The organism is Sphingobacterium sp. JB170 (assembly GCF_900163865.1).
Lineage (GTDB): Bacteria > Bacteroidota > Bacteroidia > Sphingobacteriales > Sphingobacteriaceae > Sphingobacterium.
Map to the genome: position 1 here is coordinate 212,861 of NZ_FUKU01000030.1, position 21,726 is coordinate 234,586.

Consider the following 21,726-nt stretch of genomic DNA (forward strand, 5'->3'; position numbering starts at 1 on the left):
TATTCTTAAAATGTGAGGTTTAGTCCAAAAATAACACGTTTAGGTGCTGGGTATTGCGCAGTCGCGTCCCCTGTCGTCTTATCGACCGAGTTATCATTACCGACTATCGCACTCTCGGGGTCGAATCCGGAAAATTTCGTAGCGGTCCATAGGTTGTCCGCGGAAAGGAATACACCCAAACCTTTAACTTTTAGTTTTGAGGTAACCGCATCATTAAAGCTATAACCGAGCGTAACGTTCCTCAACCGAAAGAATGAAGCGTCCTCTAGATAGCGCGAAGAAATTTTATTGGAACCACTGTTATTGTTATAAGAGGCAATCGGATGTGATGCATCAGTGTTTTCAGGCGTCCAACGTGACCATCCTTCTTCTAGAACCATTTGGTTATACGACGGGTATGCGCCATCGGCATCGAAGTATTGACGAGCGGCATTAAATGTCGTCGCTCCGGTAATAAATGCAGCGGAGGCAGTCAAAGTGAACCCTTCGTAGGTCATCATGGACGATATTCCTCCTTGCAAGTTAGGCGTACTGTTCCCAACGAACTGCAATGTACCATCGTTGAAATTAGATGTGGTACTAACCTCTCCTGTTTGTGAATCAACAACCTCCCAAAGTGGAGCTCCATTTTCGGGATCCACACCGGCCCATTCGCGCATATACCAGGAATCAATATCCCTCCCTTCAGAGAACCTCCTTGTACCTCCTTTAGGAACATCGGCTCCATCTTTCAGCGAGATAATCTTATTTTTATTGTGAGCCAAATTCACGCCGAGATTCCATTGAAACTTATCATTTCGAATCACATCCCCGTTAAGAGCGAGCTCAAGCCCTCTATTTCGAATGGCACCAATATTGTCCCAATATCCGGTCCAACCTGCAGTGGAGGGAAATTCAACATAATAAAGCAGTCCGTTGGTGTTTTTATTGTACGCATCTATCGTCAAATTAATTCGGTCTAAAAATCTTAATTCGACACCAATGTTCGCATCATTGGAAGTTTCCCAACTTACGTTCGCGTTCTGATATTGACCTAAAATTGCCGCAGGCTCACCATTATATTGCGCATTCAAAGCGTATGTTGAAAATGAGGCATAATAATCATTAGGTACATTACCGATTGTACCATACGATGCGCGAATGCGGAATGTATTTATCACAGGAAAATCAAAAAATTCTTCTTTGTGAATATTCCAAGCTCCGCTTAATGAATAAAAACCACCATATTGCTTCGCAGTTCCGAACCGGGATGATCCGTCCACACGATAAGATACTTGTGCGTTATAACGGTCGTCGTAATTGTACATCGCTTGTACAATTCCAGATTGAATAGAGTAATCGTTTTTCGTACCCGATTTAGACAGTATGTCGGCTGCATTTCCAACAATAACGGAGCCCGGGGCGATCCCTTTCCCAGTCATCCCCATATCCTGATAGGTATAGTCATAGTACTCATAAGCCGCAAAACCAGAAAGGTTGTGCTTACCAAGAGATTGTTGATATTTCAACATCTGATTAAAGAACCGAACAATTCTCTTTGCCGAGCCATTATAAATTGTCCCGTTATTAGCCCGGCCTGAGTTCGACAGCGGATCAGCATATGACATGGACGTACTGTTATAATACGCCAAATTATTGGTGGATTCAAATGTGAAGCGGTCAGATATCTTATACGAAAAATCTAAGTTGGATTGTATATCAAAAGTACGATCTTCTCCATAATTATATTGCAGGTCGTACAAGTAATTCCGTGCATCACGCCCGTACCAGTTGTACAATTGAGAAGTACCTTCAATCGTTGGATTTCTTAGGCTGCCATCGTCATTATACGGCGTATCCCACGGCATGTTCAGCATCATATCATACAATGCGTGTTGTTTGGAATCAGTGGATGTATAAGTTGCATTAATTTTCGGTTTGAAAGTTATCCGATCAGTCAGTTTATGCTCCAAATTTATCCGTCCAGATAAACGATTATAATCATACCCTTTGATCGACCCTTCTTCGTCGTAGTAATTTAAACTCGTAAAAACAGATGTACGATCGGTTTTAGCCATATAACTTGCAGCGAAATCGTTCAACCAACCATGCTGCGTTCCATTGTCAAACCAGTCGTAATCCGTACCAAGTACATCCTCGGTAATCGCATCGGGTATGGTAGATTGGTTGTCAAAGGACTGGTATAAATCCCAAAGTTCGGCAGAGTTCATCAACTTAACATTCCCTCTATTGAACGTACTGGCACCTGAGGATAAATTCACAGAAAACAAACCCTGGCCAGAATCGGTTGCTGATTTAGTCGTTACCACCACAACACCGTTTGTCCCTCTAGACCCGTATTGTGTGGTAGCCGCCGCATCTTTCAATACCGAAATCGAGGCAATATCGTTCGGGTTTATATTTGGTGTTCCATGTGCAATAACGCCGTCGACAACCCATAAAGGTGATGTACCTGAGGATAGCGAATTTCGTCCACGAATACGAATATTCGCTGCAGCACCGGGCTGACCGGAACCCGCAGAAACATCTACGCCGGCAACCTTCCCTTGTAGTAGATTAGAAATGTTCGGTGATTTTTGATCTTTCAGTTGTTTTTGGTCGACGGTCGCAACAGAAGCCGTTACGTTTTCCTTCTTTTGGGAAGAATAACCCGTCACGACGACCTCATCTAACAATTGATCCATCGGTATAAGTGTGACATTTTCCGTACTGGAGGAAACAACAATTTCTTTCCTATCAAAGCCCACCGCACTAAAAACAAGCGTTTGGCCTATCAAAACGTCAATGCCATATATACCATTAGCATCAGTACTGGTCGATGACCCGGGGACTTCCTTTACGGAAACAGTGACTGCGGCTAGTGGCCCATCCGGAGACGTTACTTGACCTTTTATTTGCTGTTGCGTATAGCGCATAAAAATAGCATTTTCCGTTTCTGGTAAACGTGCCGCTGACGCGTAACCGTGAAGTAGGCTTAGTCCCAAAAGCAGATTAAATGAATATTTGAATCTGTTGAGATTTAGCACTGGGGGAGTAAATCTTTTAACAATAATTAATACATTATAAATTGTGAAGCTGTTCGCTCCGTGCAAGTTTAGGCGCCCAAGGTAAAGTATAACAACAATTTAAAAAAAGGAAAATCCTATGAAATCGATTGCGTAAATTGAGGCAAACGATTGCATAACTAACAAAATGTGATCACATGTATCACACTCAATAAATACAACATCAAGAAGGTTATATATAAAAAAAAGGAAACATAGTTGTATAAACAATATCGAAATGATATATTATTTCCGAACAAAAAAAAGCTGGGCAATTGCCCAGCTCAATGAATACTGCGATTCGAAAAATTCTTTACAATGTCTCTTTTAGCCATCCGAAGAATTCGCGTTGCCACACCTGCGCGTTATGCCCGGAAAGCACCCAGTGATTCTCTTCGGGCAAATAAACCAAGCGGCTTTTTATATTTTTGAGTTGCGCCGCTTGAAATGCCGATAGCCCCTGACCGACAGGGACTCTAAAATCTTTTCCTCCTTGGAAAATTAAGATAGGGGTATCCCATTTATCGACATATTTTATCGGGTTAAAGTCCGTATAATTTTTCGAATTATTTGAATCCCAATATGGTCCACCTAAATCATGATTCGCAAAAAACAGTTCTTCCGTAGTTCCGTACCAAGCGGTCATATCAAATAAACCACAGTGTGATATTAAAGTTTTGAATCGCCCCTGATGAACTCCCGCTAACATGAATACGGAATAACCCCCATAACTCGCGCCAACAGCGCCAATTCGATCACTGTCGATATAAGGTTCTTTCGACAGATCGTCGATCGCCGACAGGTAATCTTGTATCGCCTGGCCACCCCAGTCTCCACTAATATCTTCGTTCCATTTAACTCCCCACCCGGGCATGCCTCGGCGGTTCGGCATGATAACGATGTATCCCTGCGACGCCATTAATTGAAAATTCCACCGGTATGAATAACCCTGTGTTGTTGCCGCTTGCGGTCCACCTTGACAAAATAATAATGTGGGGTACTTCTTGTTTTTGTCAAAATCAGGTGGATAGATGACCCACGAAAACAGATCTTCCCCGTCGCTCGCTTTGGTAAACCTACCTTCAACTTTCGTTGGCGCAAGTTTGTTGAATATGTGATCATTTACGTGTGTAACCGGTACAAGGGTTTTCCGCTTGAAGTTAAATGAATAAACCTCAGTTGCGCGTGTCATAGTCGTTGAGGTGACAATTAATCCCCCATCGACTTCACCTACAATTCCTGTGATGTCAAAGTCACCCTCACTCATCTGCCTCACCTTAGCTCCCCGAATAGTAGCGTCAATCTGGAACAACTGAACAGTTCCTTTTGTCGGTGCAGTGAAGTATAATTTTCGACCATTTTTACTCCAGTAGAAGGCCTCCACTGTTCCATCCCACGTCTTGGTTAAATTCACCCGCTGAGTTGCTTTTTTATCAAGCAGGATGATATCATTTTTATCGGCTTCATAGCCTTCGGTCTTCATACTGAGCCAAGCGAGTTTCGTGCCATCCGGACTATATGCTGGGTTGGTATCGTAACCATTCATGCCGACGGTAATGTTGGTAGTATTTTGACTCAAAATATCGTAACGATAGATGTCCGTATTTGTGCTTTGTGCATACTCTTTGCCAAACTTTTTCTTTGACACATATAACACCGACCTACTATCCGGGGCCCAGGTATAATCTTCGGTACCACCAAAAGGAGCCTGCGGCGTATAATAAGGCTCCCCTTCCAATAAATCTTTAGCCTCACCTATTTCCCCATCCTCAAAGCTCGCTAAAAATAAGTGGTTAAATTCGCCTTTATTGAAAGTGTCCCAATGGCGGTAATCTAAGTCGTCATATATATATACATCCGACTTGGCTAAATCTTCATATTTATCTGCGCTATGGTATTTCTTAATGACTACAGCGCGACTAAACAGAATATGTTTACCATTGGGTGAAAATTTCACGTTCTCAAGTCCCCCTTCGAAATCTGTCAACTGAATCGACTCTTGACCATTGATCGGCTTTTTCCACAACTGACCCTCGTAAGTATAGATGACCTCATCCTTGTCAGTGATTTGCACCACTGACTCGCCCCCTTTATCTTTGGTAAATGGTTTGGCTTGCCCCCCTGCAACTGGAATGTGGAATAGGTTTTTCTCCGACGTGTTGTCTTGAATATTATAATTGGACACCCCAAATAGCAATGTCTTTCCATCCCGAGAGATTCCCTCTGCAGAAACGCGTCCTAAAGTCCAAAGTTTTTCGGGTGTCATAATCTCTTTGCCCATTGCATTCAATTTACTTGCTATTAATGATTTTTCGACAACCTTTTCCGGTGCACGCTGTGCAAACAGAGTCGTACTCGTCAAAAGTACACCGGTCAAAACCGATAATTTGTTCATATGTTCAAAATTTAAATCAGTGCAAGTTAAGGAATGTGTCACCGAAATTGAAACCCTTCATGACCAGAAAAACATAAAGCACACGACCTAAAGGGGTCCCACCCCGCACACTTCAACAACGACAAACACCGGTGCCCCGTTGAAATACACGTCTATCAATGCTGGTTCATGAATGCATCATAACAATCGCAATATTAACAAACCAATATATGCCGATACCAGCGTGCCGGTCCCCCGCCGGACACCAACATATCGAAACACTCAATACTCTCCGGCCACTGAAAAGCTCCGAACTAGCCATCTTATTCTGCGGAATTCCCTATCATCAATCGAACGCGCCCGGTCCGAAAAAAAAAAATTCTCCCTTGCTAAAAACCTTTTTCTTTCAAAATACATGAATATAAAACACTTAGGTAATACAAATTTTAGATTCTAATTTTTTTATAAAAAAATTAGAAAAAAGACTTGCGGAATATCAATTAGGTTTATATCTTTGTGCCACAAACAAAGTCCTAATAAACTGCGGAAGTGGCGTAATTGGTAGCCGCACCAGACTTAGGATCTGGCGCCGCGAGGCGTGGGGGTTCGAGTCCCTTCTTCCGCACTTGAAGTCCTCCCGAACTTAATCACTCGGGAGGATTTTTTTTTGTAAATTGCGTTAAAGCTAAACGAGAGTATGAATATTTCACACCAAAAAGTTGACGATGTCAACGCGAACATTAAGGTTGAACTAACACCAGAGGACTACAATCCTTCGGTTGACAAAGCCATTAAAGAACAAGCAAAAAAAGCTAAATTACCCGGCTTCCGTCCAGGCATGGTTCCACAAGGACATATCAGACGTACCTTTGGCAAATCTATTTTACTTGACGAAATCAACAAACTAGTTAACGATAAGATTGCTGAATACATTGGTGAGAACAAATTGGAAGTTTTAGGCCAACCACTTCCTACTGAAAGTGATGCCGACACAAACTACAACTGGGACTATAAAGATACCTTCGAATTCGACTACGAAATAGGGTTAGCACCCGAGTTTGACATTCCTTTTAACAAAGAGACGGCATTCACAGCGTATGACATAAAAGCAGACGATGTAACTTTAGAAGAACGCATCAAAAACTTACGTCGCAGCTACGGTAAAATGACCAACCCAGAAGTATCGCAGGAAGGTGACGTTCTATACGCGGAATTAAAACAAGAAAAAGAAGAAGGTATCGAAAAAACAGCGTCCGTACGTACGGACATCATCCAGGATGCTAAAACTAAAAAGGCGTTAACTGGACTTAAAATCGACGATGTTGCTAAAATCGATGTAAAGAAATCATTTAACGCTGATGATCTTGCTCGTTTGTTAGGTATAACAGAAGAAGAAGTTAATAATTTAGACGTGACCAAGTTTGAACTTACCGTTAAGAACATCAACCGTCTAGAAGAATCGGAACTTAATCAAGAATTTTTCGATAAATTATTCCCTGCAGGCGAAGTAACAAAAGAAGAAGAATTCAAAGCTAAAGTGAAAGAAGAAGTTGAAAACTTATTCAAACAAAATTCTGATCAAAAACTTCGTAACGATATATATGCTTATGGGATGGATAATGTGGATGCTAAGTTCCCGGAATCTTTCCTAAAAAAATGGTTGAAAGCAACAAACCCTAACATCTCCGCAGAAGAGTTAGAAGAAGGTTTTGCAGATTTCGTTAGCAATCTTAAATGGACAATTGTCGAGAATCGTATTGTTACCGCGAATGAGTTGGAAGTTAAGTATGATGAGGTGATTGAGCTTGCTAAGTCGCGTATCTATCAACAAATCAAAATGTACAACATCAATGAAGAGCCGACGGATGAACAATTGAATCAATTCGCTATTCAAATGTTACAAGATCGAGAACAAGCAAATCGTTTATTCGAAGAATCAAAAGCACTTAAGGTTTTCGATTATTTAAAGGAAAATATCACATTGAACCAACAAGAGATCAATTTCGATGAGTTCGAAAAGCTTGAAAAATAAGTTTTTCTTCAATATAGATGATTAGAGGCCGCCCTGTGCGGCCTCTAATTTTTACCAAAATTAAATCCTGACAACCTTTAAAAGCGCACGTTGTAGCCGATCGAAATCCTGCCCGAAGGAAATTGCCTATCGAAATCTTCATATTGCTCTTCGGCAAAATTACCTTGTAAGGCAAAGTAACCGGTAGACAGCTGTACAGAAAAGTTTTTAATAATGCGCAAGCTAGCCTCCATTGTAGCTGCATGGAGTAGATAATAGGAATCATTCCCACTAATTGTATAAAACACCCCCCCATTATATTCACCGGTAATCAACAAGCGATTCAATACGCTTAGTTCCCCTCGAAAACGATAACTCGCTCCTGAACCATAATTATAGTTTCGACTCGCTCCATATAACAAATAAGGGTCAGGAACCGCCGCTAGTAAAATTGCTCCGACACCCAAACTCAAATTTAACCGATTCCGCTTGCGATAGCGGAATTCTGAATTCCAGTTATAGTTCAAACTCTGTGCACCATAAAAGAAAGCATCGTTATTATAAAAATCATAATTAGCACTCAACACGCCGTAATGGCGGCCACGCTTATTTGATAAAAAACGATTTCCGTAGAGCAGTGCGTGGACATTTACCGCGTTGATAAAGCTGCTATCCCCTTTACCTAGCTCTAAGTTAACATAGAACTGATCGAATGGCTTCTGTTTATGTTCTAGCCCTGAACTATACCAAAGTCTCAGACGTCCATAAAATCCATTTTTCCCTTCATTGATAATATCTCCTTCTTTGGCATCAAATCGACGAACACCCATATTTACTTCCGCCCAGACGGTAGATGAATCTATCTTATTATATGCATCTACTTTACCCCATTTATTGTCCAATAATCGGTTTAATCCGTTTACTGGATTCACAAAAAAAGCACCTATCTCATTCGGGACGCGCTTGTTTGCCGAACGTGCACCCCGGCCAAGGATATGTCGCGCGAGTCGATGTGTCATCTCTCCCAACAAAATCCCGCCATACGTCGTATTTACAAGATCATTAATCGCAGGATGCTGTGTCTCACCTGCTGTTTCCCAAATATAACTACCAGCCAAAGTTGCAAGACTCGATTCATAAAAATTATATCCATTGCTTCGAAACGAATTAAAATAAATTTGTCCGTGATAGGGATGGTCAATTTGGTTGGTTGTAAATTGATTATCATCCCAATCCCATGCGGAAATTCGTTGATGATCAACGAAATTTCCAATCGAAATATAAGAATAAGGATCCTTGGTTATAAAACGATTAAAAAGAGCAGGAATGGCTTGGCCCAAAAACCATTCTGAGCTCGCCCTCCAAAATATTTTCTCACGAATGGGCTTATCTTTACTCCCCGTATAGGATACGGGAGGGCTAATCTTATCCCAACCACTCGAGGTTGTATCCAACAAGTTAAATGTTGTGTCAGTCTCATCTTCCAACAAAAAATGTTGCCCTTTGCTTTGAAAGTAAAGGGCCAAAATGACTAAAAGAACAAAAACTCTTCTCTCCATAAAAATAAGTACTTCCTTCTCGTCCCTGTTATTCTTATTCGACCGGTGTCATCGTAAACTACCGTAGATACTCATTTAAAAGAACCGGACTCGATAAATAATCGTAATAAAAAACACCTCCATTTTCACCCACCAAAGGATAATCTTTCCACGACTTGACTTCACCAACGCCCCCCCTCCCGAGTACGTTCGAAAATATTCAAAGCATTCGTCTGATGGTCGAGCCTAAGAAATTCTTTAACCGCGGCACTCTTCGCTAAACCGGCAATTATCGTTGTTAACATAATACAATGGCTAATATAGCGAGTCTTCGCTATTGTAACCAGAATAACTGTCCGATTTAGTTCGCGTACCGCAGGTAATTTCGTTATCTCTGTTTAGAGCAACGTTTAAAATACCGTCTTCTGTAGCCGATGTTATCGACCAATGTTCACCCCCAGATGCTGCTAACCGCTTAACACCAATGTGCGCGGTCGTAAACCCATTCTCTATTGGCGGTTAAGAAATCATAATCATCTGGAATACTTACTACCCCGTCTGGGCGTACGTAGCCGACCTCCTCGGATTTAACATTGACAAAGCTATATAGATCCACATGAACATCGTCGGGTCCGTTTTCAAACAGCAAAGAATGATACAATAATTTCCGTTTACGGTCGATTGCGGTGTGAGCGACTTGCGCTGCACATGAGGAATCATCACTTACGTGAATCCCCTTGGGCATACCAACCATTACCCATTTTTCTATTTCTTGTTTCTCCATTAATTCACCGAAATAATGGTATTCTGCAGCAATAATGGTTTCGTCACGCTCATTTCGAGCACTCTGGAATAAATGATCTTTTGTTACAATTAAATACAGCGCATTCTTTTGGGCTGAGCTCGAAAGAGATAGCGTGAACACAACGGTAGATAAGAAAACGTGTAACTTCATACGATTAGCTGAGATATTAAATCAATGTAAGTTAACTGTCTTTGTTGAGATAATCCAGTAAATGACTATTTTTAAGCGTAAACAAATACGTCGAATTATGAAAAAACTTATCTTATTGTCTATCTCTTGCTTGCTCATGCAATTCTCCTTAGGTCAATCCAGCATTCAAGGAGCATACCTGTGTAATGAAGGTGAGATCACACGACTATGGCTCTTTATCGATGGATATTGCTCGCTAACCGAGTACCAACAGGATAAATATATATCTACGAAAGGAGGACCGTTTACCTATTCGGATGGTAAGCTTGATCTCCAAATAGAATACAGTGATCTCAGCAGTAATTTAGTCGGCACAGCAGTCCATATCCCCTTGAAGGTGGTAAATGGAGATTTAGTAGATGAGTCAGGAATTGTATGGAAAGCAGCGGATGGTAAATCGCAAAAGCTAGAGGGTAGTTGGCGTATCACTGGGAGACAGGACCAGGGCAAGATGTCCGAAATCCCTCGCGGCAATCGGAAGACCATTAAGCTGTTAGTTGGAGGTTACTTTCAATGGATAGCCATCAATCCTTTAGAAAAAGGTTTCTACGGTACCGGTGGAGGAAATTATGTGTTCGAAGATGGAAAATACACCGAACATATTTTATTTTTCTCACGCGATAATTCCCGCGTCGGAGCGGAACTAAATTTCAATGGTGAAATAAAAAATGGAAAATGGAACCATAGTGGACTAAGTTCCAAAGGAGATCCGATATCTGAAATATGGACCCGAGAAAAGTAAAAATAACCAAAAACAAAAGAATCCTATGGGTAAATTTTACTGCGAAGACAATTGACCATTTGCAACGAACCATGCCGCGCATCTTCGCTAGAATAAAAATTAATTGCAACTAGCATATCACAATTATTGGGGTATCCAAACTTTTTTTAATGGATACCCTTTCTCTCGAGGGTTGTTATCTATGATTCGGCAAATAAGTCAGAACTTAAGTACCGGTCACCACGATCGCAAACGATAAATACAATTACACCTTCCTGAATCTCACTAGCTACTTTTAGTGCAGCGTGAAATGCGCCGCCGGTGCTCATTCCCGCAAAAACGCCCTCTTTACGCACCAATTCCCGTGTCCGTCGAACAGCATCGAACTGGTCAATATCAATCACCCTATCTACCCGTGAATCGTCATAAATTTTCGGAAGATATTCTTTCGGCCATCGTCGTATACCCGGAATTGAGGAATCTTCGGTCGGCTGACATCCCACAATTTGAATTTGCGCATTTTGCTCTTTTAGAAAAATAGAACAACCCATTATCGTACCCGTTGTTCCCATGGCGCTTACGAAATGCGTAATTTTACCGTCAGTCCCTTTCCAAATCTCTGGACCCGTGGTTTGGATATGTGCCCGGTAATTATCAGGGTTAGAAAACTGGTTTAAAATATAATATTCGCCAGTTTCTGCTTTCTCTTCGGCATAATCGCGACAAATTTCCATTGTGTCAAGAAGCGTTACTTTGGCACCGAATGCTTGCATGGTGAGCATCCGTTCACGTGTCGATGTAGAGGGCATCACTAGCTCCAAACTGAGACCGTAAAGACTCGCAATCATCGCTAGGGCAATCCCGGTATTACCCGAGGTCGCTTCAATAAGTTTCGTACTTTTATTTATATCACCGCGTTCTAATGCCGCACGTATCATATTCAATGCAGCTCGATCCTTGACAGAGCCAGCCGGGTTGTTTCCCTCTAATTTTGCATATATTTTTACATTCGGGTTGTCGTGAAAGCTCTTTATTTCCACGAGGGGAGTATTCCCGATCGTACTCATTAAATCACTCATTGTTCAGTAGGTTTAGTATCGATAAATTTTGAGTTCGGCTGGTGATAAACGGTGGTATAGGGATCAATACTTGACGTTAGCCAAACATTACCACCAACGACTGAATGATGCCCGACAACAGTCTGGCCACCTAAGATCGTTGCGCCCGCATAAATGATCACATGATCTTCAATGATTGGGTGGCGTTGTGTGTTTGCTAAGTTTTTCTCAACACTCAATGCTCCTAGCGTCACACCCTGATAAAGCTTCACGTGTTCACCAATGATACAGGTCTCCCCTATGACGATACCCGTACCGTGATCAATATGTAGATAATTTCCAATTTTCGCACCGGGATGAATGTCAATACCAGTTTTAGAATGCGCATGTTCAGTCAAAATCCGCGGAATTAAGGGGACGCCCGAGGTCCAAAGAACATTAGCTACACGATAAACACAAATAGCCATAAAACCGGGATAGGTACGAATAACCTCGCGCATACTTTGTGCCGCTGGATCCCCGTCCATAATCGCTTGCGCATCGCTTAACATTACTTGATAGACGGTGGGTAAAGTCTGAAAAAAACAGGTTGCGATCCGCTTATTGTCGCAATGAGAGCACGCTTTTGTGTTTTGAAGAAGCTCCACAAGCTCCTCTTCCGACTCTTCAAAAGCCTTTTGGACGTCAGCTACGTCTTGAAAACCAGCGGACGCTCGCTCGGGAAATAACAAATGAAGGACATGGGTCGCCCACTCGGCTATTCTCGTATTGCTTGGCATATTCTGCGCTTGCTGCTGTTGCTGAAATATATGCCTGTAAAAATTCTCCATTATTTGTAATTGTCGTATCTGTCCAAATTTAAGATTCATTTATTATAATCTATATTTTCTATAGAACTAATTTATCAAATAGTTCAGACAACGTATCTTCTGCCGAAATACACATGCCAGGGTGCGTGACTGAACATTGAATTATCGTGCTTCGGTTTGCAGTAAGCCAACGAAAACGCTCCGCTTGCTCTAACTGCGCCAACTTCCCAGCCCGTTTATCTCCATTACAAATTAGAGCGAACGAGTGGAGATGGCTCTCAATTAATTTTAAATCGACTTCTGGGTCTAGTGCTCTACATTTATCAGCATCCACAAAAATCCTTACGGCAGAAAAACGTTGCCTTCGACAATACAATGCGACCCCTACATTCACAAATTCTTCTCTTTCTACCCGCGGAACCACACGAACTACCGCATATTCATATACTGTTCTTTCGCTCATTTAAAATTTGTTCTATAAAATTTTTTGAATTGGCGACTCTTCCTTTAAGAAATGTAACATATACTTCTCTCGCCTGATCGGCCGTTAAATCTCGCTCGTCATCCACGAGCCATTCATCCGGAATTATACTTAATACATTTTCTAAATTTTTGTCATTAAAAAAATCGCGAAACTCAGCATCTACCTGTTCCACGAGCGATGCATTCTTTAAAAGCACGTGATCTTTAATCTGCGGAAAAGGTTTCATCATTTGCTCTTCCCAGTTATCCCAAGAATGATGAAAATAAAGTGATGCGCCATGATCAATGAGCCAAAGTTCTTTGTGCCACATCAGCATGTTGGTATTACGCACTGTACGATCCACATTCATTAGTAGCGCATCGAGCCATACAATCTTTGAGGCTTCAAGCTCCCCGATCGTATCTACATTGGCATCGAAAGTAATAGCTCCGCGTAAAAAATGAACACCGAGGTTTTTTCCTACAGAAAACCGCAATAAATCTTGAATCTCCTCGTCGGGCTCCATTCGTGCGAATGATTCATCCAGATCCGCAAAAACCATTTCAGGCATTCGCAATCCTAAAAAACGAGCCAACTCTCCCCCAATAATTTCCGCTACAAGCGCCTTTCTTCCCTGACCGGCACCACGAAATTTTATGACGTAGTCAAACCCATCGTCCGCATCAACTAATGCCGGAAGTGAGCCTCCTTCTCGAAAGGGTTGTACGTATCGAATGATCTGCACCTCACGTATTTCTGGTTTTTCAATTTTCATGTACTATTTTATAAATTATGGTCGAAAAATCGCTTCAATCGTCCGTTTTTCCGTCTAAAAGTAGAGATTTTAGTAAAAATTTAGCTCCTCTAAATGTCAGAAAACAACATTGACCTTTTTATAACCGGCACGATCATTTAGCAGAATCAGGCTTTTTGCTCTGTACACTTAACCTCCGACTCAAAATTAAACAATAATTTTACAGAAGTTAACTTTCCAACAACGCCCATGCCTAGCCAAGTAACATATTCTGTTTATATTTGTTGGAAACGAAATACACGACACCACAATATATGGATACAACAGCCCAATACAATACCGTCATTAGTTACTGCAAAGATCTTTTTTTAAAGAAGGCAAAAGATTATGGTACGGCCTGGCGAATAATGCGTGTATCCTCCATCACCGATCAACTGTACATCAAAGCACAGCGCATCCGTACCTTAGAAGAAAAAAAAGTATCTAAAGTCGGGGAAGGGATTTTAGATGAGTATGTGGCGATAGTCAATTATAGTATAATGGCTATGATACAACTTGAACTTCCTGAAGATAGTCCGGAAAACCTTCCTTATCATACTGTTGAAAACTTATATGATCAAATGGTGAACGAAACACGCGACTTAATGTTTGCAAAAAACCACGACTATGGAGAAGCATGGCGTGAAATGCGTATTTCCTCATTAACAGACTTAATATTAATGAAACTCCATCGTGTCAAACAAATTGAAGATAATAATGGACAGACATTGGTTTCCGAAGGCTTGAAGGCGAATTATCAAGACATGTTAAATTACGCGGTATTCGCGCTTATAAAATTAGATGTAGCTGAAAAAGATTAACAACATGGAAACAAATTTCAACCCAACACAAAAAAGAAAATTAAACACCATTGATCTCATTTTAGGTTTCAGTCGATTGTTTGTGGGATTTCTTTTTATTTTTTCGGGCTTTATAAAAGCAAACGATCCAACCGGTTTTGGTTATAAATTGGAAGAATATTTTTTGGTATTCAATTTAGACAGTCTCAACAATTACAGCACTTGGATCGCTATCGTAATTTGTGGATTAGAAATTATATTAGGGGCATTTTTACTCTTAGGAGTATACAAGCGTAAGGTCGCACTTGGCTTGCTGGTACTAATTATATTTTTCACGTTCTTAACCTTCTATTCTGCCTTTTTCGAGGTTGTATCTTCCTGCGGCTGTTTTGGTGATGCCATTCCACTTACACCATGGCAATCATTTATAAAAGATCTGATACTCTTAGCTTTTATTCTTGTCATTTTTAAATACAAAAACAGGATACAGCCCATTATCCCACAAGGTACCACACGAAAATTAGTGGTACTCCTTCTCGTCATCGTTTCATTCGGAACGGGGATTTACACGGTAAATTTCCTGCCATTTATCGATTTCCTACCTTACAAAGAAGGAAGTAGTATTCCAGAACAAATGATATTACCAGAGGGCGAACAAGGTGATGTATTTGAATACATCTATAAATTAAAAAACAAGAAGACTGGTGAAGTGAAAAAGGTCACCGATAAAGAGTATATGAATGGGCTTTGGGAAGACGATAATTTGGAGGTTGTAGGCGAACCAGAATCTAAATTGGTAAAGAAAGGGTATGAAATACCGATTCCCGATCTTTATATCTCCGACGCTGACGGTAACGAAGTAACTGACGAAATCGTTAGCAATCCGTATTATAATTTCATCGTAGTGAGCACCTACATCAACAAACTCTCACTTACCGATATAATTGCACTAGACCGGATAAACACAACCGTTCGCGATCTGTCGACGGACAACAATTTAAGAGCGATACTTTTAACGGCGAGTTCGGCACAAATAGCAAACGGATTAAATGAAGAAATGGACCTAGTATTGGAGATTTTCTATGCCGATGCGATTCCTTTGAAAAGTATGGTGCGTTCAAACCCGGGTGTGCTACTACTTCGAAACGGTGTGGTGATAAAAAAATGGTCAAAGCTAAGCTTTCCTTCGAAAGCAGAAATTGAAAAATATATCGTAAAATAATGGACAAACCAATATTTCTGATTGGATTTATGGGTAGCGGTAAAACCACATTAGGTAAAAAACTCGCTAGACAACTTCATAAAAGATTTATCGATCTAGACGAAAAGATTGTGCAGGTCATCGGCATGTCGATTCCCGAGTATTTCAACACATTCGGGGAAAACGAATTTCGATTATTGGAAAGTAGAATACTAAAGGAACAAAACGAAAGCGACACGGTGATCTCAACAGGTGGAGGTAGCCCGTGTTATTTCGATAATATGGCATGGATACGAAACAACGGAGTTGCATTGTACCTCCATTTAACTCCCAAGGCACTATATGCCAGGCTACAGCAATCAAATATAGAAAGTCGTCCGGCATTAGGCGGACTAAAAGGAAAAGAACTTTTAGCGTTTATCGAAAATAAGCTAAACGAACGTGCGCCCTACTATCAACAGGCGCATATCCATATTGATCAAATTAATACGCCGATCGAAATCGTATGCCAATCGATAGAAAGCTATGAAGCGAACATTTAGCCTTCTGATAGTCATATTTGCAATTACGACAGTGACTGCAACAAGTTGCTTCAAGATCAAATCAACGGGCGAACAACCAAGTTCGAATAATACGGAAGAAGGCCGTTTTAATCTGTCAAGTACGGATGATCTATACAAGTTTTTAACCTACTCGGAACGGCGCGTACCGTTGATTAGCGCACATCGAGGCGGCCCCACGGAAAGCTACCCTGAAAACGCGATTGAAACATTTCAACATATCGCAACAAAAATGCCTGTCATCATCGAGTGCGATATTGCTTTAACCAGAGATTCAGCATTGGTATTAATGCATGATGAAACACTTGAAAGGACAACCACGGGGAAAGGAAAAGTTAACGAGCACTCACTGGCAGAAATTAAAAAACTACACCTTGAGGACAATGACGGCACTCTTACACCATTCCGGGTCCCAACTCTTGAAGAAGCTTTAGACTGGGGGGTAGGGAAAGTGATTTTCACGCTCGACGTCAAAAAAAATGTTCCTTATAACTTAGTGATTAATGAAGTGAGAAACGCTGGTGCCGAAGCACACGCAATCATCATCACCTACAGTACCGGGCAAGCTGCAATTGTACACAACTTAGCTCCTGAACTTATGATTTCCGCCTCAATAAAAACCGTGGAAGACTTGGTTCGTTTAAGTGATCGCAAAATCCCTGACACGCGCATCGTAGCGTTTATCGGTACACGTAAACCTAATAAAAAATTGACATCCTTTCTGCATGAACATGGCATCCTTTGTATATTGGGAACAATTGGAAACTTAGACCGCTTAGCGACGCATAGAGGAGATCAAGTCTACGCCGATTATCTAGAAAGTGGAGCCGATATACTTAGCACCAATCGCCCTATACAAGCGGCGAAAGTACTAAATTATTATATCGGAAAACGAAATCTTTCCTCCCCGTATATCAATTAACTCTTCAGCAATACAGGTAAATACTTTCCTCGCAAATACCGAAGTCCCGACGTGGGTTTCACCTCATGACAAATAGTTTCGACTTTACCATATTATTCTACGTACGCATATTCAAGATGTATAATAAAATTATACGCCTTTCATATTTTTAGTAGCTAAAGAGCCACAAATATAGCTCGTAAATCAAACTTTTTTCAAACGTTGTTGTTCTTTCTATAATCAATAAAGAAAAATCATGAAGAAATTTACAATTTTATTAGCACTAATTTTAGGCTATACCTTCAGTAGTCAGGCACAACGTATCGAAACTACACCCCAAACCTCTGCAAATGTCGGTTTAGAACCTATTAAAAGGGGAAATTGGATGATTGGTGGATCGTTGGGTAATATTGGCTACAGTTTTGAAGGAGAAGCTTTTAACATCCAAATACAACCTCGGGCGGGATATTTCGTTAGTGACGGGCTAGCAATTGGCGCTCAAGCTAATTTAGGGTTCACCGCTGTAAAAGACATGGACAACGAATGGGGATATGGGATTGCACCATTTGTACGGTACTATTTCCCTGGCGGAGCAACTCAATCAAGTAGGTTTTTTACGCAAGGAGACATCGGTATCGCGGGTAGTTCTGCAGGAAATGATGTATCCTTAGCAATCGGTGCAAATGTTGGTTACGCACATTTCATTACGCAATCAGTAGCATTAGAAGCAACACTCGGATATAACTACACGAAAGCAAATGTGAACCTTGGGGACAAAGCGACAGGGTTGGGTGTGGGACTGGGGTTCCAAATTTATCTACCTGGAAACCGCTAAGAAAGCTTAATTACACTATAGTTGCAAACAGAGCGCCGTCCGCGAGGGACGAAGCTCTGTTTCTTTTGTGTAGTAACTCGATCTGTGCTCCCACTATTCTTTCATGGATCCAGTTTCCGATAAGCGCAAGTGCCAGCTAAAAGCCTCTTCCAATAGGTGTGGCGTATGCCCCCCTCTTTGGCATGCCCGATCAAAATAAGATTGCAATTCCTTTTTGTAATTTGGGTGCACACAATTTTCAATGATCTTTTGAGCCCGCTCTCTAGGCGCAAGTCCCCGTAAATCAGCCAGCCCAATGTCGGTAACTAAAATATCAACGTCGTGTTCGGTGTGGTCTACATGGGAAACCATCGGCAAAACATGTGAAATTCTATTCTCCTTAGATGCCGCTTGGGTAACAAAAACGCTGAGGTAAGCATTTCGTGCGAAATCGCCCGAGCCGCCAATACCATTCATAATTTTTGACCCGCCGATATGCGTTGAATTTACATTACCATAAATATCAAACTCGATAGCTGTGTTGATCGCGATCACGCCAAGCCTACGAATTAAACCCGGGGTATTAGATATGTTCTGCGGGCGTAGTACCATTTTTTCTCGGTATTTCTGAAGATTATTAATCACACGGTTGTAACATTCTTCAGATACTGTGATCGATGAAGCCGACGCAAAGGAAAGTTTGCCCGAATCGATTAAATCAAACGTACTATCCTGTAGGACCTCCGAAAACATTGTCAGGTCATAAAAATTACTATTCTTGAACCCAGTCAACACCGCATTTGCAACCTTTCCGATCCCAGCCTGTATGGGTAAAAGTCGATCGGTCAAATGACCCAATTGCACCTCATTTTCAAAAAAATCTAATATATGTTTCGCGATCGAAACGGTCTTCTCGTCTGGACTAGCAATATCTGCCGGACTATCTACTTTATCCGTGAAAACAATACCTACAATCTTCTCCGGGTCAATGGGAATTGTTTTACGGCCAATCTTATTCCACGGTGCTACAATCGGAATGACATTTCTATGCGGGTAGTCCTCTGCCTTATAAATATCATGAATCCCATAAATATCCATTGGTACGGCTGTATTAATCTCGAGAAGCACCTTAGTTGCCAGCTCAGCAAATGTAGCCGAATTCCCAACAGAAGTCGTCGGAACCAAGCTTCCGTCTCTATCAATAAATGCAACTTCTAGTACTGCAATATCAACTGGTGGCAAGTTCCTATTGTGCAATAGCTCTGCTGCTTCGCTAAGATGTTGATCAATAAATAATACCTCGCCTTGATTAATTTTGTCACGTAGTATTCGATCAACCTGAAATGGCATTCTCTTTAGTAACGCGCCGGCCTCGGCAAGTTTGCCATCGGTACCATGACCTAATGAAGCCCCTGTCATCAAGGTGATTTTGATATCTTCAGTCTTCGCTCTATCGGCCAACGCGGGTAAAATAACTTTACTGTCGCCTGCTTTTGTGAAACCACTTGAACCAACGACCATATTCGTTTCAAAGAATTGAACGGCCTGTTCGACGGTCATGACGCGATCTTTTAGTTTTTCAAATAGTATTCTTTCTTCAGTCATAGTAACTTACAATAACACCCTGTACCTTTCGAGGATATCTACAACAATATTAAGCATATTTTAAACATGTAATTTATTAAATTTTGCCATATTATTATTAAACTATACAACAAAACTACAAAAGACTGATATATAAATATATACAACTAACTTCAACAAATAATCTAAATGATAAAAACCTGCAAATCAACGAGTTAATAAAGAAAATAAGAAGTCAGCACTTACTTTTGAGTTTCAAAAAAGAGGGTTATCACGTAAGTATACACTCACTTTTTTGCTAATTCCATTTAAAAACAGGAAATTTACGCGGCGAATTAGGATAAAACTATGGATAGCAAAATGTATATCGACAAATATTACATGACCGAAGTCGATTCGTTCGATGATAGCATATATTGCCACCACGCAATGATGAGAGAAAAAATAATAACCGACCATAAACATGACAAAGGTCAGTTCTTATACACGGAAGGCGGTGTTGTTTTTCTTAAAACCGAACAGAAATCCTATTTCTTACCTGCCCGGCATTACATATGGATACCCGCGGGAATTGTCCATAGCATCCATCCAAGCAGTCCACAGGTGATTATGCGAAATCTATATTTCCCGAGATTTGAAACGGACCCAATATTCTTCGATAAAGTACACATTTACCCGGTCAACGATTTTCTTATTGAATTTATCATGTTCACAAACCGTTGGAATGGAAATATATTCCCTACCGAAGAACCAAAGTTTTCAATAGCCAAAACATTTAAACTAATCTTACCAGAGGTATCTAAAACAGAACTTCCCTTAGCCCTTCCGTATCCCAAGCACGAAAAATTGAATGAAATTGTCGCCTATTTGGAGGAGCGAATTGATGATAACGTCGGTTTTAAAAACTTAGCTAACCAGTTTGACTTAAGTGAACGTACATTAGCCAGATTGTTTCAACGGGAACTCAATATGTCGTTTATACAATACTATACCATATTACGTATGCTTACCGCACTCAAACTTCTCTTGGACGAAAAATTAAGCGTAAATGAAGTCGCTACGCGCGTCGGATACAGCAGCTTACCAACTTTTAGCAATACCTTTAATAAAATTATTGGGGTAAGACCCAGCGAATATATAAAAAACAAAAATTTATTATTTTAAAACTTAAACCTAACACATGAAGCTAACGTTTTTATCATTGATCGCGGCCACAACACTGTTTACTGCCTGTGCCTTGCAACGGACCGATACCGCAATGAATAACATTCCAAAGCCTTTACAACTATTCAATGGGAAGGACATAAAGGATTGGACACCTAAAATTCGATTACACGAACCAGGCGACAATTATGCAAATACCTTCCGAGTAGAAGATGGGCTACTAAAGGTGCGCTACGATGGCTATGACGATTTCAATCAGCAATATGGTCACCTAGCATTTAATACGCCGTACAGCTATTACGTTTTACGTTTAGAATACCGCTTCGTAGATGAACAAACCAAGGGCGGAGAAGGCTGGGCATGGCGCAACAGTGGAGCTATGTTACATGGACAGGACCCAAACACGATGTTAAAAGATCAAGATTTCCCAATCTCTATCGAAGGACAGTTGTTAGGTGGAAATGGCACGGACGAACGTACGACATCGAATTTATGCACCCCGGGAACGAACGTCGTGATCGCCGACAAACTCTTCACACCACACTGTCAGAGTTCAACTTCAAAAACATATCATGGAGATGAGTGGGTTACGGCTGAGTTCATTGTATTGGGGGATTCCGTGATCAAACACATCCTCGACGATCAAGTCGTATTAGAATATAACAAACCTCAAATTGGCGGAGACAACGTTAATAATTTCGATCCAAAACAGAAAGAAGACGGTAAATCTCTTGATGGAGGGTTTATATATCTTCAAAGTGAAAGTCACCCCGTTGATTTTCGGAAGGTTGAACTCTACGATCTGGCCCCTTACAAAAATGACAAACAAAAGCTAGACGAAGCGATTAATAAAATTCTATAATACGTATCAAAGCCGAATGCATCACACATTCGGCT

18 protein-coding genes and 1 tRNA gene are annotated in these 21,726 nt (G+C 41.0%); 10 read left to right on the forward strand and 9 right to left on the reverse strand.

The window, feature by feature from the left end; translation table 11 throughout:
- Positions 1-5 precede the first annotated feature (5 nt).
- Together FM107_RS09990 and FM107_RS09995 are read right to left on the reverse strand one after the other, a co-directional pair.
- Positions 6-2,984 carry a SusC/RagA family TonB-linked outer membrane protein gene (locus tag FM107_RS09990; protein WP_143559469.1) on the reverse strand — a complete coding sequence of 993 codons (2,979 nt, stop codon included), beginning with the start codon at positions 2,982-2,984 and terminating at the stop codon, positions 6-8.
- Between the two features lie 373 nt (positions 2,985-3,357).
- Positions 3,358-5,439, reverse strand: a complete 2,082-nt coding sequence (locus FM107_RS09995) for a S9 family peptidase (RefSeq protein ID WP_086948358.1) — start codon at positions 5,437-5,439, stop codon at positions 3,358-3,360.
- Positions 5,440-5,961: 522 nt separating this feature from the next.
- Between FM107_RS09995 and FM107_RS10000 the strand changes: the two genes are divergently transcribed.
- Positions 5,962-6,043, forward strand: a tRNA-Leu gene (locus FM107_RS10000).
- Between the two features lie 72 nt (positions 6,044-6,115).
- Positions 6,116-7,450, forward strand: a complete 1,335-nt coding sequence (locus FM107_RS10005; protein ID WP_086948359.1) for a trigger factor — start codon at positions 6,116-6,118, stop codon at positions 7,448-7,450.
- Positions 7,451-7,527: 77 nt separating this feature from the next.
- Here FM107_RS10005 and FM107_RS10010 read toward each other — a convergent pair whose 3' ends face one another.
- Both FM107_RS10010 and FM107_RS10015 read right to left on the reverse strand, forming a co-directional pair.
- On the reverse strand, positions 7,528-8,988 hold the full coding sequence (locus FM107_RS10010; RefSeq protein ID WP_086948360.1) for a DUF3943 domain-containing protein: 1,461 nt from the start codon (positions 8,986-8,988) through the stop codon (positions 7,528-7,530).
- A gap of 454 nt (positions 8,989-9,442) precedes the next feature.
- Complete coding sequence (locus FM107_RS10015) at positions 9,443-9,922, reverse strand: hypothetical protein (RefSeq protein ID WP_086948361.1); 480 nt, start codon at positions 9,920-9,922, stop codon at positions 9,443-9,445.
- 97 nt (positions 9,923-10,019) lie between these two features.
- Between FM107_RS10015 and FM107_RS10020 the strand changes: the two genes are divergently transcribed.
- Positions 10,020-10,703: a hypothetical protein gene (locus FM107_RS10020; RefSeq protein WP_086948398.1), complete on the forward strand. Its 684-nt coding sequence runs from the start codon at positions 10,020-10,022 to the stop codon at positions 10,701-10,703.
- Positions 10,704-10,882: 179 nt separating this feature from the next.
- Here FM107_RS10020 and cysM read toward each other — a convergent pair whose 3' ends face one another.
- The 4 genes from cysM to FM107_RS10040 are packed head-to-tail and all read right to left on the reverse strand — an operon-like array spanning position 10,883 to position 13,787.
- Positions 10,883-11,761 carry a cysteine synthase CysM gene (gene cysM, locus FM107_RS10025; RefSeq protein ID WP_086948362.1) on the reverse strand — a complete coding sequence of 293 codons (879 nt, stop codon included), beginning with the start codon at positions 11,759-11,761 and terminating at the stop codon, positions 10,883-10,885.
- Positions 11,758-12,609, reverse strand: a complete 852-nt coding sequence (locus tag FM107_RS10030; protein ID WP_179204452.1) for a serine O-acetyltransferase — start codon at positions 12,607-12,609, stop codon at positions 11,758-11,760. The genes cysM and FM107_RS10030 overlap by 4 nt, the downstream gene beginning before the upstream one ends.
- A 19-nt stretch (positions 12,610-12,628) precedes the next feature.
- Positions 12,629-13,012 (reverse strand): DUF3037 domain-containing protein, encoded by a 384-nt coding sequence (locus FM107_RS10035; RefSeq protein WP_086948363.1) that lies wholly within the window; start codon positions 13,010-13,012, stop codon positions 12,629-12,631.
- Complete coding sequence (locus tag FM107_RS10040) at positions 12,990-13,787, reverse strand: HipA family kinase (protein WP_086948364.1); 798 nt, start codon at positions 13,785-13,787, stop codon at positions 12,990-12,992. The genes FM107_RS10035 and FM107_RS10040 overlap by 23 nt, the downstream gene beginning before the upstream one ends.
- A gap of 293 nt (positions 13,788-14,080) precedes the next feature.
- Here FM107_RS10040 and FM107_RS10045 point away from each other — a divergent pair, with 293 nt between their 5' ends.
- The 5 genes from FM107_RS10045 (at position 14,081) to FM107_RS10065 (ending at position 18,102) form a co-directional block, all read left to right on the forward strand.
- Entirely contained in the window at positions 14,081-14,626 is a 546-nt protein-coding gene (locus FM107_RS10045) for a DUF1599 domain-containing protein (RefSeq protein ID WP_086948365.1), read from the forward strand.
- A gap of 4 nt (positions 14,627-14,630) precedes the next feature.
- Complete coding sequence (locus tag FM107_RS10050; RefSeq protein WP_086948366.1) at positions 14,631-15,827, forward strand: BT_3928 family protein; 1,197 nt, start codon at positions 14,631-14,633, stop codon at positions 15,825-15,827.
- The gene (locus FM107_RS10055) at positions 15,827-16,348 is read left to right on the forward strand and encodes a shikimate kinase (RefSeq protein ID WP_086948367.1); all 522 of its coding nucleotides are present in this window, start codon (positions 15,827-15,829) and stop codon (positions 16,346-16,348) included. The genes FM107_RS10050 and FM107_RS10055 overlap by 1 nt, the downstream gene beginning before the upstream one ends.
- Positions 16,332-17,288 (forward strand): glycerophosphodiester phosphodiesterase family protein, encoded by a 957-nt coding sequence (locus FM107_RS10060; RefSeq protein WP_086948368.1) that lies wholly within the window; start codon positions 16,332-16,334, stop codon positions 17,286-17,288. The genes FM107_RS10055 and FM107_RS10060 overlap by 17 nt, the downstream gene beginning before the upstream one ends.
- A gap of 235 nt (positions 17,289-17,523) precedes the next feature.
- Positions 17,524-18,102 (forward strand): hypothetical protein, encoded by a 579-nt coding sequence (locus FM107_RS10065; RefSeq protein WP_086948369.1) that lies wholly within the window; start codon positions 17,524-17,526, stop codon positions 18,100-18,102.
- Positions 18,103-18,195: 93 nt separating this feature from the next.
- Here the strand turns inward: FM107_RS10065 and FM107_RS10070 are convergent, their stop codons facing one another.
- Complete coding sequence (locus FM107_RS10070; RefSeq protein ID WP_086948370.1) at positions 18,196-19,686, reverse strand: succinate CoA transferase; 1,491 nt, start codon at positions 19,684-19,686, stop codon at positions 18,196-18,198.
- A gap of 327 nt (positions 19,687-20,013) precedes the next feature.
- On the opposite strand from FM107_RS10070, the gene FM107_RS10075 reads away from it, so the two are divergent.
- Positions 20,014-20,829 carry an AraC family transcriptional regulator gene (locus tag FM107_RS10075; protein WP_086948371.1) on the forward strand — a complete coding sequence of 272 codons (816 nt, stop codon included), beginning with the start codon at positions 20,014-20,016 and terminating at the stop codon, positions 20,827-20,829.
- A gap of 16 nt (positions 20,830-20,845) precedes the next feature.
- The gene (locus tag FM107_RS10080; protein ID WP_086948372.1) at positions 20,846-21,691 is read left to right on the forward strand and encodes a DUF1080 domain-containing protein; all 846 of its coding nucleotides are present in this window, start codon (positions 20,846-20,848) and stop codon (positions 21,689-21,691) included.
- Positions 21,692-21,726: the final 35 nt, after the last annotated feature.